Genomic DNA, 14494 nt, shown 5'->3' on the forward strand with positions numbered 1-14494 from the left:
GAAGGGGGGTCCGGAAAGGACAAAAAGGGGAGCCGGAGATGAGCCGGCTCCCCTTTTTAATGTCACGTGCGCCAGGTCGGTGGCGCGCGACGGTCAGGCCAGTTGCCGGCGTGTCCAGCGCTGGAACAGGTACAGCGTGACAGAGGTCACGATCACCCCCGACAGCAGGTAGAGCGCCGCCGCCCAGAGCCCGAAGGCATTGGTCAGCACCAGACCCGCCAGCGGCGCGAAGGCCGCGCCGAACAGCCACGACAGGTTGGTCGCGACCGCCGTGCCGGAATAGCGGAACTCGGCCGGGAAACGGTTGGGCACGATGGCGCTGGCCTGGCCATAGGCGAAGCCCAGCAGCAGGAAGCCCAGCAGAATGAAGACCCAGGGCGCGGACTCCAGCGTGCCGATGCTCAGGCACAGGAGCACGATCAGCGAGGTGCTGATCCAGAGCACGGTCTGCCGCCCGATCCGGTCCGCCAGGATCCCCGACATGATCACGCCGAAGACCCCGAGGATCGCGCCCATCAGCTGGTAAAGCAGGATGTTCGAGATCGGCTGGTCGGTATACAGAAGCGCGTATGCCAGCGGGAAGACCGTGACCATGTGGAACAGCGCGTAGCTTGCCAGCGGCAGGAAGGTCGAAACCACGATCGGCCGCCACTGGGTGTCCAGAAGCTCGCGGAACGGGGCGGATTGCAGCGGCGCCCGATCGCCGCCGAAATCCGCTTCAAGCAAACGGATCCGTGCAAACAGCGCCACGACGTTTACCGCGAAAACGGCGAAGAAGGCAAAGCGCCAGCCGAACTGCATGAACTCGGCGTCCGTCAGGAAACCGGTGAGCACGAAGTAGAGAGACGCCGCAACGACGAAGCCCAGCGGGCCGCCCAGTTGCGGGATCATCGCGTAGAAACCGTTCCTGTTCTTCGGTGCGGCATTTTGCAACTGCAGCGTCAAACCGTCCCAGGCACCGCCCAGGCCGATGCCCTGAAGAAAGCGCATCACGGCCAGCAGCAGCGGCGCGGCGACGCCGGCCTTCTCGTAGCCGGGCAGCAGCCCGATCGCGACGGTCGAGGTGCCAAGGATCATCAGTGCGGCCACCACTTTCCATTGCCGGCCAAGCCGCCGCTGCACCCGCCTACCGAGAAGTCCGGCCACGGGGCGGGCGATAAATGCCAGAGAAAACAGAAGGAAAGACAGCATTGTGCCGGTGACGGGATCAAAATTCGGAAAAAACAGCTGCGGGAAGACGATGGCCGAGGCGATCGCGTAGACAAAAAATCCGAAGAAATCCGTCACGCGCGCCATGATCACCGTGGTGACGATTTCGTCCATGGTCACGTGCCGGGAAGCGTGGTTATCTATGGTTGTCACGGGAGGTTCTCCGATAGAGGGGCGGCCGCCTGAAGCGGGGTGCGCGCTTGTGCCTTATCAAATCAGTGGGAATTTCATCAAGAAGCCATTGCGTTTTTCTGCAACTGCGAGATATCCCGCCCTCGCCGGATGTTGCTGCCAGCCATTGGCCGACCTGCCATGACCCAGACCTGCCATGTCCGGAAAAATCGAGACGGAGACAGACCATGAGCACCCGGCGCTCCCGCATCCTATCGGTATCGGCTCTCGTGATATCGGCGTCCCTCCTGTCGGGATGCGACCTTTTGCTGCTGAACCCATCCGGCGACGTGGCGGCCCAGCAGGGCGAACTTATCATATATTCCACGATTCTCATGCTGATCGTGATCCTGCCGGTCCTGGCGCTGACGGTGTTCTTCGCGTGGAAGTACCGCGAATCGAACCGCGAGGCGCGCTACGAGCCGGACTGGGATCACTCCATCAGCCTCGAAATCGTCGTCTGGTCGCTGCCGCTTGCGATCATCATCTGCCTCGGCGGGCTGACCTGGGTCGCGACGCACCGGCTGAACCCCTATGACGAGGTCAGGCGCATCGCGCCGGGCGTCCCGGTGGACGAAACCGTCAAGCCGCTGACCATCCAGGTCGTCGCGCTCGACTGGAAATGGCTGTTCATCTACCCCGAACAGAACATCGCCATGGTCAACGAGGTCGCCGCGATCACCGACCGCCCGGTCGAGTTCAAGCTGACCTCCTCCACGGTGATGAACTCCTTCTACATCCCGTCGCTGGCCGGCATGATCTACACCATGCCCGGCATGGAGACCGAGATGAACGCCGTCATGAACGAGGATGGCGTCTACGAGGGCTTTGCCTCCAACTACTCGGGCCTCGGCTACAACTGGATGCGGTTCACCTTCCATTCCACGGACGAGGCCGGGTTCGACGAATGGGTCGAAAAGGTCCGCTCCGAAGGCGCAACGCTGGACCGCGACGCCTTTGTCGCGCTGGACCAGCCCTCGATGAAACATCCGGTCACGCCCTACGGCACAGTCGAGGACGGGCTCTGGACCCGGATCCTAAACCAATGCGTCGACGACCAGTCGCTGTGCCTGAACGACATGATGATGGTCGATGCGCTTGGCGGCGGCGGGCTGGAAGGGATCTATAACCGCGAGATCTACCGCGGGCTGTGCACCGCGGAAAATCCGCATGCCCTGATCGAGATCCTGCGCCCGCAGGACGCCCATCGCGAAGCCGCGCTGCTGTCGGCCATCGGGGGCACCCCCCCGATGCCGCCGGTATCGACGGCCAAACCGCAGACCTCCACAGGACCCGAAGGGCAGTAAGACCATGGCCACCGACCTGACGCACCTTCCCGCCGTCCACACCGACGTGCACCCGATTTTCGGCAAGCTCACCTGGCAGTCGATCCCGATCCACGAGCCCGTGCTCGTCGGCACCTTCATCGGCGTGGCGATCATCGCCTCCGTCGTTCTCTACCTGCTCACCAAGTACAAATGGTGGGGCTATCTGTGGTCCGAATGGTTCACCTCGATCGACCACAAGAAGATCGGCATCATGTACATGGTGCTGGGCTTCATCATGTTCGTGCGCGGCTTTGCCGACGCGCTGCTGATGCGGTCACAGCAGGCGCTGGCCTCGATGGGCTACGAAGGCTACCTGATCCCGCACCATTACGATCAGATCTTCTCGGCCCATGGCGTGATCATGATCTTCTTCGCCGCGATGCCCTTTGTCACCGGCTTCATGAACTACGTGATGCCCCTGCAGATCGGCGCACGCGACGTGGCCTTCCCGTTCCTCAACAACCTCAGCTTCTGGCTGACGGTGTCGGGCGCGGTGCTGGTGATGATCTCGCTTTTCGTCGGCGAATTCTCCACCAACGGCTGGCTGGCCTATCCGCCGCTCTCGGGGCTGGAATATTCGCCCTCCGTGGGCATGGATTACTACCTCTGGGCGCTGAACATCGCCGGGATCGGCACGACATTGTCGGGGATCAACCTGGTGGTCACCATCGTCAAGATGCGCTGCCCGGGCATGACCTGGATGCGGATGCCGATCTTCACCTGGACGACGCTGTGCACCAACATCCTGATCGTCGCCTCCTTCCCGGTGCTGGCGGCCACGCTCGCCCTGATCACCGCCGACCGCTACATCGGCACCCAGTTCTTCAACACCGAACTGGGCGGCAACCCGATGATGTACGTCAACCTCATCTGGATCTGGGGCCACCCGGAGGTCTACATCCTGATCCTGCCGATCTTCGGCATCTTCTCCGAGGTGGTGTCGACCTATTCGGGCAAGCGGCTCTTCGGCTATACCTCGATGGTCTATGCCACCTGCGTGATCATGGTTCTGTCCTACCTGGTCTGGCTGCACCACTTCTTCACCATGGGCGCGGGCGCGAGCGTGAACTCGTTCTTCGGGATCACCACGATGATCATCTCGATCCCGACGGGCGCGAAGCTCTTCAACTGGCTGTTCACCATGTACAAGGGGCGCATCCGGTTCGAGCTGCCGATGATGTGGACCATCGCCTTCATGCTGACCTTCACCATCGGTGGCATGACCGGGGTCCTGCTGGCCGTTCCGCCGGCGGATTACGTGCTGCACAACTCGCTGTTCCTGGTCGCGCATTTCCACAACGTGATCATCGGCGGCGTGGTCTTCGGCGTCTTCGCCGGGGTGACGCACTGGTTCCCCAAGGCTTTCGGCTTCAAGCTTGATCCCTACTGGGGCCACCTCAGCTTCTGGGGCTGGATCATCGGCTTCTACCTTGCCTTCATGCCGCTTTACCTGCTGGGGCTGATGGGCGTGACCCGCCGCCTGAGCCAGTTCGAGGACACGATCTACGCGGCCTACTTCATCACCGCCGCGATCGGTGCGCTGTTCATCGCCGGGGGCATCGCCTCGTTCTTCATCCAGCTCTACGTCTCGATCCGCGATCGCGACAGCGAGCGGCTGCGCGACGACACGGGCGATCCATGGGACGGGCGGACGCTGGAATGGTCGACCTCTTCGCCGCCGCCCTATTACAACTTTGCCTTTACCCCGCGCGTGCATGGCATCGACACCTATGCCGAGATGAAGCGCCATGGCTACCAGCGCCCGACCGATGGGTTCGCGCCGATCCACATGCCGCGCTACACGGCATCGGGCGTGGTGATCGCCGGCCTGCTGACGGTGATGGGCTTCGGGCTGATCTGGCACATCTGGTGGATGGCCGCCTTCGGCTTTGTCACGGCGATCCTCTGGGCCATTGGCCACACCTTCAACTACAACCGTGACTATTATGTCCCGGCCGAAGAGGTCCGCGCGATCGAAACGGCCCGTGGCCCGCGCATGGAGCCCGCAGAATGAGCACCGCAACGCCTTCCGCAACGGACATGCCCGAGTATCACGTGATCGAGACGCCGCATCACGACGGCGAAGAGCATCCCCACGAAACCGGCACCATGCTGGGCTTCTGGATCTACCTGATGAGCGATTGCCTCATCTTCGGGGTGCTCTTTGCCGTCTACGCGGTGGTCGGCCAGAACTACGCGGCGGGCCCCTCGCCCGCGGATCTGTTCGAGATCGACATGATCCTCCTGTCCACCTTCATGCTGCTGTTCTCGTCGATCACCTACGGCTTTGCCGTGATCAACATGCAGCAGCGCAACACCGCGATGTTCTACCTCTGGATGGTGGTGACCCTTGGCTTCGGCCTCGCCTTCCTGGGGCTGGAGGTCAAGGAATTCACCCATCTGTGGCACATCGGCGCGACCCCCTCGACCAGCGCCTTCCTGTCGGCCTTCTTCACCCTCGTCGGCACCCACGGGCTGCACGTCACGTTCGGGTCGATCTGGCTGGTGGTGCTGCTGATCCAGGTCGGCCTGCATGGGCTGACCGCCGAAAACCAGCGCCGCGTCATGTGCCTCAGCCTGTTCTGGCACTTCCTCGACCTGATCTGGATCGGGGTGTTTTCCTTCGTCTATCTCGCGGGAGTCCTGCAATGAGCGCCCCAACCCATCAAGACGACGCCGCACACGGGTCCTACAAATCCTACCTCACCGGCTTTGCCCTGTCGGTCGTGCTGACGGTGATCCCCTTCTGGCTGGTGATGAGCGAGGCCGACATCGGCCTGGGCTGGGCGCTGGCGGTGATCTTCGGGCTGGGCGCGGTGCAGATCATCGTGCATGTGCATTACTTCCTGCATGTCACCGGCACCGCCGAACACGGCTGGCAGGCCATGTCGATGATCTTCACCGCGATCCTGCTGGTGATCGTGCTGTCGGGCTCGATCTGGGTGATGTTCCACCTGGAGGAAAACATGATGCCCGCGCATGAGCAGATCGAGCGGGTCCGCAACCTTCCATGAGCGAAGGCCGCGGGCCGCGCCGCCCGCTCTGGCTGGACCTGACGATCCTGGGCCTGGCCGGGGTGATCTTTGTCACGCTGGTCGGGCTTGGCACCTGGCAGGTCCGGCGGCTGCACTGGAAGCTGGACCTGATCGAAGCGGTCGAGACCCGTGCCCATGGCACACCCGTCGCCGCGCCGACGGGGCCGGTGAGCGATGACGATGATGTCTATCGCCGCGTGGTGGCCGAGGGACGGTTCCGCCACGACGCCTCGCACCTCGTGAAGGCCGTGACGGAGCTTGGTCCCGGCTACTGGGTCATGACCCCGCTGGAGACCTCCGCCAGCACCATCTGGATCAACCGCGGCTTCGTGCCCAACGGCCTGCCGCGCGACGACTGGTCGAGGCCCGTAGGTCCTGTCCGCGTCGAGGGGCTGCTGCGCATCACCGAGCCGGAGGGCACCCTGCTGGAAAGCAACGATCCGGCGGCGGACCGCTGGGTTTCGCGCGATGTTGCGGCGCTATCGGAGGTGTCGGGCATCGCCGATCCCGCGCCCTATTTCATCGACGCCGATCAAATGGGCCCGCCGGCCGACTGGCCCCGCGGCGGGCTGACGATGATCCGCTTCCGCAATTCGCACCTGTCCTACGCGCTGACATGGTACGCCATGGCGGTGCTGTTCCTGGTCGGCATGGGCATCGTGATGCGGGACAGGCTGCGCGGCTGATCCCCCTGCCCCGGGCACCCCGCCGTGGCACAGCCCGCGCAATCCCCCGCCCGCGCGCAACACGCGTGACACATTTCGCCACCATGAAAGACGCGACCGCCTCGCGGTCTGCCCCCTCCCCGATGAGCCGTCCTCTCGTGACCCGCGTGGGACCGAACGCCGCCCCATATCTGCTGCCTGACCCCTCGCCATTATTGACCTGAATAGTGATTCATGTTTCATCATGTGCAGGAGTGGTAATCGGGAGGATTTTCACATGAACCGCACACTCGCCCTGGGCGTGGCCGCGCTGCTGGCCGCAACGCCCCTGGCCGCCGAAATCCGCATAGCCCATGTCTACGGCAAGACCGGCGCGCTCGAAGCCTATGCCGCGCAGTCGCATATCGGCCTGATGCTGGGCCTCGAATATGCCACCGACGGCACCATGGAGATCGACGGAGAGCCGATCACCGTCATCGAAAAGGACACCCAGCTGAAGCCCGACATTGGCAAGGCCATGCTGGCCGAAGCTTATGGCGACGACGACGCGCAGATCGCCGTCGGCCCGGTGTCGTCGGGCGTGGCGCTGGCCATGCTGCCGGTCGCCGAGGAATACGAACGCCTCCTGATCGTGGAACCGGCGGTGGCCGACTCGATCACCGGCGAGAACCGCAACCGGTTCATCTTCCGCACCGGGCGCAATTCGTCCCAGGATGCCATCGCCAATGCCGTGGCCCTGGGGGGCGAAGGCGTGACGATCGCGACGCTGGCACAGGATTACGCCTTTGGCCGCGATGGCGTGGCGGCGTTCAAGGAGGCGCTGGAAGCCACCGGCGCGACGCTGGCGCATGAGGAATACGTGCCCACCGACACCACCGATTTCACCGCCGCGGCCGAACGGATCTTTCAGGCCATGGGCGATATCGAGGGCGAGAAGAAGCTCTTCATCATCTGGGCCGGCGGCGGCAACCCGATGGGCAAGATCAACGCCATGGATCCCTCGCGCTTCGGGATCGAGATCGCCACGGGCGGCAACATCCTGGCGGCCCTGACCGCCTACAAGGAACTGCCGGGCATGGAAGGGGCCACGTATTACTACTACGAGATCCCCGACAACGAGGTGAACGACTGGCTGGTCGAACAGCATATGGACCGCTACGGCACCCCGCCCGATTTCTTCACCGCCGGCGGCATGGCGGCGGGCATCGCCGTGGTCGAGGCCATCAGGAAGGCCGGCGGCGCCGATGACGCCGAGGCGCTGATAGAGGCGATGGAAGGCATGGAGTTCCCGTCGCCCAAGGGCACGATGATCTTCCGCGCCGAGGATCACCAGGCGCTGCAGCCGATGTACCACTTCGTCACCGAAATCCAGGACGGCAAGGATTACGGCGTGCCCGTCCTCGTCCGCGAGATCGGCATCGACGACATGGACATCCCGGTCCGCGACTGATCGCAATCAGGTCGCGCGCGCCACGCTGCGCGCGCGACCTGCAGTTCGACCAGAAAGGCTTTCCCTTGACCCAGACGCTTCTGGAAACTGACGGTCTGACCGTGCGTTTCGGAGGGCACGTGGCCGTGGATGCCGTGTCCTGCGCCTTTCGCGCCGGCGAGCTGACCGCCATCGTGGGCCCGAACGGGGCCGGCAAGACCACCTATTTCAACCTGATCTCCGGCCAGATCCCGTCCAGCGCGGGCAGCGTCCGGCTGATGGGCGAGGACATCACCCGCCAGGGCGTGGCCGAGCGCTGCCGCAAGGGCCTGGGCCGGGCGTTCCAGCTGACCAACCTGTTTCCCGACCTCAGCGTTCTGGAAAACGTGCGCCTGGTGATCCAGGCGCATCAACACAAGGGCTTTTCCCTGTTCTCCATGGCGTCGAGCCATACCGAACTGACCACCGCCGCCATGGCGGTGCTGGACCGGGTGAAGCTGGACCGCCTCAAGGACCAGAAGGTCAGCGAGTTGAGCCACGGCAACCAGCGCAAGCTGGAGGTCGCGCTGCTGATCGCGCTCGACCCGAAGGTCTACATGTTCGACGAACCCACAGCGGGCATGAGCGCCGACGAAGCGCCCGTCGTCCTCGACCTGATCGCCGAGCTGAAGCACGACACGGACCGCACGATCCTGCTGGTCGAACACAAGATGGACGTGATCCGCACGCTCGCCGACCGGATCATCGTGCTGCACAACGGCGCGCTGGCCGCCGATGGCCCCCCGGCCGAGGTCATGGCCTCGGACATCGTGCAGGAGGCCTATATGGGCAAGGAGCTGGACGATGTCTGACCCGATCCTGACGCTGTCGGGTGTGCATACCGACATCGCGCAATACCACATCCTCGAAGGTGTCGACCTTCAGGTGCCGCGCGGCGGCGTGACCATGCTGCTGGGCCGCAACGGCGTGGGCAAGACCACGACGCTGCGCACGATCATCGGCCACTGGAAGGCGAAATCCGGCACCATCTCCTTCGACGGCAGCGACATCACCGCCCTGCCCGTCCCGGCCCGCGCCCGGGCCGGCATCGGGTTCGTTCCGGAAGACATGGGCATCTTCGGCGACCTTTCCGTCGAGGAGAACATGGTGCTGGCCGCCGTCTCCGGCCCCCTGGATCCGGCCCGGCTGGACTGGCTCTTCACCGTCTTCCCGCCGCTGAAAACCTTCTGGAAATCCCCCGCCGGCACGCTGTCGGGCGGGCAGAAGCAGATGCTGTCCATCGCCCGCGCCATGGCCGAGGACCGCAGGCTTTACCTGATCGACGAACCCACCAAGGGTCTGGCCCCCGCGATCATCTCGACCATGGCCGGCGCCCTGCGCGAGCTGAAACGCCAGGGCGCGTCGATCCTGCTGGTGGAACAGAACTTCTCGGTCGCCAAGGCGCTTGGCGACACCGTCGCCGTCATGGAAAACGGCCGCATCATCTGGACCGGAGAGATGGCCCAGCTGGCCACCGACGCCGCCCTTCAGGAACGCCTGATGGGCCTCAGCATGGAGGCGCATTGATGTCCGCCGCCCCCGACCATACCCCCACCTTCGCCGCACTCAGCCTGTCGGACCGGCTGGAAAAGGCGGCGCCCTTCCTGCTGGTGCCCGTCCTCGTCGTGCTGGGCTTTTTCGCCATCGGCACGACATCGTCCTGGCTGACACTGACCGTGTCCGGGCTGGCCATGGGGATGATGATCTTCATCATGGCCTCGGGCCTCACCCTCGTCTTCGGGCTGATGGACGTGATCAACTTCGGCCACGGCGCCTTCATCTCGGTCGGGGCCTATGTCGGCATCTCGGTGCTGCTGGCGCTGTCGGGCTGGACCGGGGCGCCGTCGCTGGTTCTGAACATCCTGGCCGTGCTGCTGGCCGTCTTCGCCGCCATCGCGGTGACCGGCGCGCTTGGCTGGGGGTTCGAACGTGTCATCGTCCGGCCCGTCTATGGCGCGCATCTGAAACAGATCCTCGTCACCGTCGGCGGCCTCATCGTCATCGAACAGCTGATCCAGATGGTCTGGGGCCCCGAAGAGATCTTTCTCACCCGGCCCGAGATGCTGAAGGGCGCCGTCACCTTCGCCGGTGCGGCGGTCGAGAAATACCGGCTGCTGGCCGTGGTCATCGGCCTGATCCTGTTCGTCGCCATGCGGATGGTCCTGCTGCGCACCAAGATCGGCCTGATCGTCCGCGCGGGCGTCGCCAATGGCGAGATGGTCGAGGCGCTTGGCTATCGCCTGCGGATCGTCTTCATCGGCGTCTTCATCGCCGGCTCGGCGCTGGCAGGGCTGGGCGGCGTCATGTGGGGCCTCTACCAGGAGGTCATCACCGCCGGCATGGGCGAAGAGATGATGATCCTGGTGTTCATCGTCGTGATCATCGGCGGGCTGGGCTCGGTCGAGGGCGCCTTCATCGGCGCGCTGCTGGTGGGGCTCTTGCAGAACTACCTGGCCTTCCTCGAACCCAAGCTGGCCCTGATTTCCAATATCGCGCTGATGGCCGCGATCCTGATGTGGCGGCCGCAGGGAATGCTGCCCGTGGTGAAGGCAAAGTAACATGCTGGTCAAACTGCTCTCCGGCGACAAGCCGAACTCGGTCGTGCTGACGATCATTCTGCTGATCATCCTCGTCTGCCTGGCGCTCGCCCCGTTCCTGTTTCCAGGCGTGCGGTCTCTGGAAACCGCCGCAAGGATCTGCATCTTCATCGTGCTGGTGGCCAGCTACGACCTGCTGCTGGGCTACACGGGCATCGTCAGCTTCGCCCACACGATGTTCTTCGGGCTGGGCGCCTACGGCGTGGCGCTGGCCTCCGATCATCTCGGGCGCGGCTTCGGCCCGCTGCTTCTGGGCACCACGCTGGGCGCCCTCGCCGCCGGGGTGCTGGCCGTGCTGATCGGGCTTTTCAGCCTGCGCGTGCGCGCGATCTTCTTTGCCATGATCACGCTGGCCGTGGCCTCGGCCGTCGCCGTTCTGGTCTCGCAATTCTCGACCATCACCGGGGGCGAGGACGGGCTGAACTATTCGATCCCGCGCGCGCTGACCCCCGCCTTCCGGCTGGGCGAGATCGCCGGGGTCAAGATCAACGGCAAGATCCTGAACTATTACCTGATCTTCTTCTGCTCGGGCGCGCTGTTCCTGCTGCTGCTGCGGATCGTGAATTCGCCCTTTGGCCGCGTGCTCGAGGCGATCCGCGAGAACGAGTTCCGCGCCGAGGCCATCGGCTACAAGGTCGTCTGGTACCGTACCGCCGCCACCTGCCTGTCGGCCGCCGTCGCCGCCCTGGCCGGCAGCCTCTTCGCGATCTGGCTGCGCTATGTCGGGCCCGACACCACGCTTTCGTTCGAGATCATGCTGGATATCCTGCTGATGGTCGTGATCGGCGGCATGGGCACGATGTACGGCGCGGTGATCGGGGCGACGATCTTCGTGCTGGCCCAGAACTACCTGCAGAACCTCATGGGCGTGGCCGAGGAGGCCACCGCGAACCTGCCTCTGCTGCCGCATTTCCTCGATCCCGATCGCTGGCTGATGTGGCTTGGCGTGCTCTTCATCCTCAGCGTCTACTTCTTCCCGACCGGCATCGTCGGGCGGCTGAGGGCCGGGCGGCAGGGGTGAGCCGGCCTCTCGTGCTCCTGCACGGCTGGACGATGACGGGGGCGGTCTTCGACGACTTGGCGGGCCGGTTGTCGGATCATGCCTGCATCGCCCCGGACCTGCCCGGCCACGGCCGCGCCCGGCACGTGGCGCCCACGGCCGATGCCCTGGCCGAGAGCATCGCGCAGACCCTTGCCCCGCTCCGCGCGCCTGTGGTGGTGGGCTGGTCGATGGGGGCCGCCGCGCTCTGGCGCTACGTGGCGTGTCACGGAACCGGCGAAATCGCCGGGCTGATCACCGTCGACATGAGCCCCCGGATGCGACCCGCCCCGGACTGGCCGCACGGGCTCGCGGACCAGGACGACGGCTCGATCGCGGCCATTGCCCGACGCTTCCGGCGGGATTGGGACGGCGCGAGCCACGGCATCGCCGCCTCGATGTTCGCCTCCGACGACGCGGCCCGGCGCGCCGAGGCCCGGTCGGCGATCCTGTCGCAGGACCCGGACACCATGCGCCGGGCCTGGGACATGCTGGTGGATCTCGACGCCCGCGCCATCGTGCCACGGATCGACATTCCCTGGCTGATCTGTTCCGGCGCGCACAGCCGGGTCTATCCCGCAGCGGCCTCGGACTGGATCGCGGCGCAGGCACCGCAGGGACGGCGTCACGTGTTCCGCAGGTCGGGTCATTCGCCGCATCTGGAGGAACCGGACGCCTTCGCACAGGCCGTGCGGGCCTTTACCCGGACGCTTTGACCGGCGGCCCGGACAGGCCCGTGGCCCGGTCGGCGGCCCCCTCCCCTGCCCCTTCAGCGGCCTTGACCAGAGCCCTGCCCTCGCAGACCAGCGTGCCGTCCGGCAGCACGCAGCGCGCCCAGAGATCGACCAGCCGCCTGTCGGGACGCAGGCGCGTGATCTCGACCGTGGCGGTCAGAGGCGTGCCCACGGGCGCGGGCGCGTGAAAGGTCATGTCCTGCTTGAGGTAATTCGTCCCCTGCCCCGGCAATCTGACGCCCAGCAGATAGGAAAACAGCGCCCCGATCAGCGGCTCGGGCACGTGCCCCCCTGCACCTGCCCCTGCGCCCGCCACCGCGGCAAAGCCCGCCATGTCCCCGGCGGTGAAGCACCGTGTCACCGATGCGCTGTCACCCACCCGCATCAGGCGATCCCCGCCTGTCCGACCAGAACCTCGGCGCCGTCCGCCACCCGGACGGCGCGCAGCGTCAGCACCCCGGGCGCCGTTTCGGTGATCGTCAGCTCCAGCGGATCCCCGGCAAAGGCCGGGTTCGGGAACATCATCGACTGGCGCAGCTGCCGCACCCCGGGCCGGGCCTGCACCAGCAGCGCCCAGAGCCGGGCATAGATCAGCATCCCGTGGCTGACCGTCCGCCCGAAGCCCGTGCGCGCGGAATAGCCCGGGTCCACATGGATCGCGTTGTCATCGCCCGAGACCCCGGCAAAGGCGTCGAACTCCGCCTGGGCGGGCGTCCAGGTCGCGCGCAGGTCAAGCATAGCTGAGCGCCTTGCGCAGCTCGGGCTTGCGGATCTTGCCGGCGGCGGTGCGCGGGAACTCCTCGACCACCCTTATCCGGGCCGGCACCTTGTAGCCGGCCAGCCGCTCGCGGCACCAGTGGCGCAGCGCTTCGGGATCGTCCACCGCAGCCCCCGGACGCAGCATCACGAAGCCGGCGCCGACCTCGCCCCAGCGGTCGTCGGGCACGCCGACGACGGCGGCCTCCAGCACGGCGGGATGGGTGGTCAGGATGCGCTCGACCTCGGCCGGGTACACGTTCTCTCCGCCCGAGATGTACATGTCCTTGATGCGGTCCACGATCCAGTAATAGCCCTCGGCATCGCGCCGCGCGATATCGCCCGTCGCCAGCCAGCCATCCTCGGTGAAGGCCCGCGCGGTCGCCTTGGCGTCGCCATAATAGCCCGGCGTGATGCCCGGCCCGCGCAGCTGGACCTCGCCCTGCCCGGGCAGGCCATCGGGCAAGCCGTCCAGCCGCACCTCGGTCAGGATCTGGGCCTTGCCGACCGACCCGACCTTCCGCCCGGCCCCGGCCTCATCCATCAGGAACACCGTCGGCCCGGTCTCGGTCAGCCCGCAACCGTTGAGCACATGCGCCCCGCGCGCGGCGAAGGACTCGATCAGCGGTTCGGGCAAGGGCGCCCCGCCGCAGCCGCAGCTGATCCCCGACCAGTCGACGCGATCCACATCCGGGCTTAACGAGAACGCCTGGTAAATGGCGGGCACGCCGAAGAAATGGGTCACCTCTCCCCGGGCCAGCAGGTCCAGCACCTCCTGCGCATCGAAGCGCGGCAGGATCGTTGAGACCCCGCCATTCAGAAAGACCGGCAGCGTGTGCAGGTTGATCCCGGCAGTGTGAAAGAGCGGCAGGTAATTGACCGATCTCGCCGCCGCCGTCAGCCCTACGGCCTGACCCATGTTGACCGCGTTGGCCCAGGCCATGCGCGCGGTCTGGATCACCGCCCTGGGCTGGCCCGTGGTGCCGGAGGTGAACAGCAGGTACCAGGGCCGCTCGGCCGGGATCCGGTCGCGGCGCGGCCGCCCCTGCCCCGCGATCCAGCCGGCAACCCGGTCCTCGATCCCCAGGCATATCGCGCCCGTGCGCGCGGCCACCCCGGCGGCCAGCGCGGCATGGGCATCATCGTGCAGCAGGGCCCGGGGCCGGATCGGCGCCAGCATGGCGGCCAGCTGCCCGGCCGGTTCGCGCCAGTTCACAGGACACAGAATGATGCCGGTCTTCTGACACGCCAGCAGCACAAGAAAGAATTCGGCCCGGTTGAAACACAGGATGCCCAGCCGGTCGCCCACGGCCAGCCCCTCGGCCTCCAGCCCCTCGGCTATGGCATCCGCCGCGGCGTTGACTTCGGCAAAGGTCCAGTCGCGCCCCTGCCCGGCGTCGCGAAAGGCGATCCGCCCGGGCGTGAGTTCTGCGCGTTTCTGCGCCATGTCAGGCACGGCATCAAACATGACCCTGCTTGGCCTCCTCGACGG

At 65.8% G+C, this 14494-nt stretch carries 15 protein-coding genes; 11 read left to right on the forward strand and 4 right to left on the reverse strand.

The features are described 5' to 3' along the window. Positions 1 to 93: 93 nt before the first annotated feature. Positions 94 to 1362: an MFS transporter gene (locus tag ATO3_RS18425; protein ID WP_143747304.1), complete on the reverse strand. Its 1269-nt coding sequence runs from the start codon at positions 1360 to 1362 to the stop codon at positions 94 to 96. Positions 1363 to 1568: 206 nt separating this feature from the next. Here ATO3_RS18425 and cyoA point away from each other — a divergent pair, with 206 nt between their 5' ends. From cyoA to ATO3_RS18480, 11 genes are all read left to right on the forward strand, one after another. Next, positions 1569 to 2687: a ubiquinol oxidase subunit II gene (cyoA, locus tag ATO3_RS18430; protein WP_088651370.1), complete on the forward strand. Its 1119-nt coding sequence runs from the start codon at positions 1569 to 1571 to the stop codon at positions 2685 to 2687. Between the two features lie 4 nt (positions 2688 to 2691). Further along, positions 2692 to 4722 carry a cytochrome o ubiquinol oxidase subunit I gene (gene cyoB, locus ATO3_RS18435; RefSeq protein ID WP_088651371.1) on the forward strand — a complete coding sequence of 677 codons (2031 nt, stop codon included), beginning with the start codon at positions 2692 to 2694 and terminating at the stop codon, positions 4720 to 4722. Then, on the forward strand, positions 4719 to 5360 hold the full coding sequence (cyoC, locus tag ATO3_RS18440; RefSeq protein ID WP_088651372.1) for a cytochrome o ubiquinol oxidase subunit III: 642 nt from the start codon (positions 4719 to 4721) through the stop codon (positions 5358 to 5360). The genes cyoB and cyoC overlap by 4 nt, the downstream gene beginning before the upstream one ends. After that, positions 5357 to 5722, forward strand: a complete 366-nt coding sequence (gene cyoD / locus ATO3_RS18445) for a cytochrome o ubiquinol oxidase subunit IV (RefSeq protein ID WP_088651373.1) — start codon at positions 5357 to 5359, stop codon at positions 5720 to 5722. Before cyoC ends, cyoD begins: the two co-directional genes overlap by 4 nt. Beyond that, positions 5719 to 6429 (forward strand): SURF1 family protein, encoded by a 711-nt coding sequence (locus ATO3_RS18450; RefSeq protein ID WP_088651374.1) that lies wholly within the window; start codon positions 5719 to 5721, stop codon positions 6427 to 6429. Before cyoD ends, ATO3_RS18450 begins: the two co-directional genes overlap by 4 nt. A gap of 256 nt (positions 6430 to 6685) precedes the next feature. Then, positions 6686 to 7858, forward strand: coding sequence for a substrate-binding domain-containing protein (locus ATO3_RS18455; RefSeq protein ID WP_088651375.1), 1173 nt, complete (start codon positions 6686 to 6688; stop codon positions 7856 to 7858). A 65-nt stretch (positions 7859 to 7923) separates the two neighbouring features. After that, the gene (locus ATO3_RS18460) at positions 7924 to 8688 is read left to right on the forward strand and encodes an ABC transporter ATP-binding protein (protein ID WP_088651376.1); all 765 of its coding nucleotides are present in this window, start codon (positions 7924 to 7926) and stop codon (positions 8686 to 8688) included. Next, on the forward strand, positions 8681 to 9403 hold the full coding sequence (locus tag ATO3_RS18465; protein ID WP_088651377.1) for an ABC transporter ATP-binding protein: 723 nt from the start codon (positions 8681 to 8683) through the stop codon (positions 9401 to 9403). The genes ATO3_RS18460 and ATO3_RS18465 overlap by 8 nt, the downstream gene beginning before the upstream one ends. Further along, positions 9403 to 10434: a branched-chain amino acid ABC transporter permease gene (locus ATO3_RS18470; protein WP_088651378.1), complete on the forward strand. Its 1032-nt coding sequence runs from the start codon at positions 9403 to 9405 to the stop codon at positions 10432 to 10434. Before ATO3_RS18465 ends, ATO3_RS18470 begins: the two co-directional genes overlap by 1 nt. A gap of 1 nt (position 10435) precedes the next feature. After that, a complete protein-coding gene (locus ATO3_RS18475) occupies positions 10436 to 11494 on the forward strand; it encodes a branched-chain amino acid ABC transporter permease (protein WP_088651379.1) in 1059 nt (352 codons plus the stop codon). Continuing rightward, the gene (locus ATO3_RS18480) at positions 11491 to 12228 is read left to right on the forward strand and encodes an alpha/beta fold hydrolase (protein WP_143747305.1); all 738 of its coding nucleotides are present in this window, start codon (positions 11491 to 11493) and stop codon (positions 12226 to 12228) included. The genes ATO3_RS18475 and ATO3_RS18480 overlap by 4 nt, the downstream gene beginning before the upstream one ends. Here the strand turns inward: ATO3_RS18480 and ATO3_RS18485 are convergent. The 3 genes from ATO3_RS18485 to ATO3_RS18495 are packed head-to-tail and all read right to left on the reverse strand — an operon-like array spanning position 12212 to position 14470. Next, positions 12212 to 12631: a hotdog family protein gene (locus ATO3_RS18485; protein ID WP_088651381.1), complete on the reverse strand. Its 420-nt coding sequence runs from the start codon at positions 12629 to 12631 to the stop codon at positions 12212 to 12214. The two genes, ATO3_RS18480 and ATO3_RS18485, sit on opposite strands and share 17 nt — an antisense overlap. Beyond that, positions 12631 to 12984, reverse strand: a complete 354-nt coding sequence (locus tag ATO3_RS18490) for a MaoC family dehydratase (RefSeq protein WP_088651382.1) — start codon at positions 12982 to 12984, stop codon at positions 12631 to 12633. Before ATO3_RS18490 ends, ATO3_RS18485 begins: the two co-directional genes overlap by 1 nt. Continuing rightward, positions 12977 to 14470, reverse strand: a complete 1494-nt coding sequence (locus tag ATO3_RS18495; RefSeq protein WP_088651383.1) for a class I adenylate-forming enzyme family protein — start codon at positions 14468 to 14470, stop codon at positions 12977 to 12979. Before ATO3_RS18495 ends, ATO3_RS18490 begins: the two co-directional genes overlap by 8 nt. Positions 14471 to 14494 lie beyond the last annotated feature (24 nt).

Source organism: Marinibacterium profundimaris, assembly GCF_002210095.1.
Taxonomy (GTDB): Bacteria; Pseudomonadota; Alphaproteobacteria; order Rhodobacterales; family Rhodobacteraceae; genus Marinibacterium; species Marinibacterium profundimaris.

Coding starts and splice junctions, on each gene's coding strand:
- ATO3_RS18495 (WP_088651383.1), bottom strand. CDS start 14,470: ATGTTTGATGCCGTGCCTGACATGGCGCAGAAACGCGCAGAACTCACG.
- ATO3_RS18475 (WP_088651379.1), top strand. CDS start 10,436: ATGCTGGTCAAACTGCTCTCCGGCGACAAGCCGAACTCGGTCGTGCTG.
- ATO3_RS18470 (WP_088651378.1), top strand. CDS start 9,403: ATGTCCGCCGCCCCCGACCATACCCCCACCTTCGCCGCACTCAGCCTG.
- cyoB (WP_088651371.1), top strand. CDS start 2,692: ATGGCCACCGACCTGACGCACCTTCCCGCCGTCCACACCGACGTGCAC.
- ATO3_RS18465 (WP_088651377.1), top strand. CDS start 8,681: ATGTCTGACCCGATCCTGACGCTGTCGGGTGTGCATACCGACATCGCG.
- ATO3_RS18490 (WP_088651382.1), bottom strand. CDS start 12,984: ATGCTTGACCTGCGCGCGACCTGGACGCCCGCCCAGGCGGAGTTCGAC.
- cyoD (WP_088651373.1), top strand. CDS start 5,357: ATGAGCGCCCCAACCCATCAAGACGACGCCGCACACGGGTCCTACAAA.
- ATO3_RS18485 (WP_088651381.1), bottom strand. CDS start 12,631: ATGCGGGTGGGTGACAGCGCATCGGTGACACGGTGCTTCACCGCCGGG.
- cyoC (WP_088651372.1), top strand. CDS start 4,719: ATGAGCACCGCAACGCCTTCCGCAACGGACATGCCCGAGTATCACGTG.
- ATO3_RS18450 (WP_088651374.1), top strand. CDS start 5,719: ATGAGCGAAGGCCGCGGGCCGCGCCGCCCGCTCTGGCTGGACCTGACG.
- cyoA (WP_088651370.1), top strand. CDS start 1,569: ATGAGCACCCGGCGCTCCCGCATCCTATCGGTATCGGCTCTCGTGATA.
- ATO3_RS18455 (WP_088651375.1), top strand. CDS start 6,686: ATGAACCGCACACTCGCCCTGGGCGTGGCCGCGCTGCTGGCCGCAACG.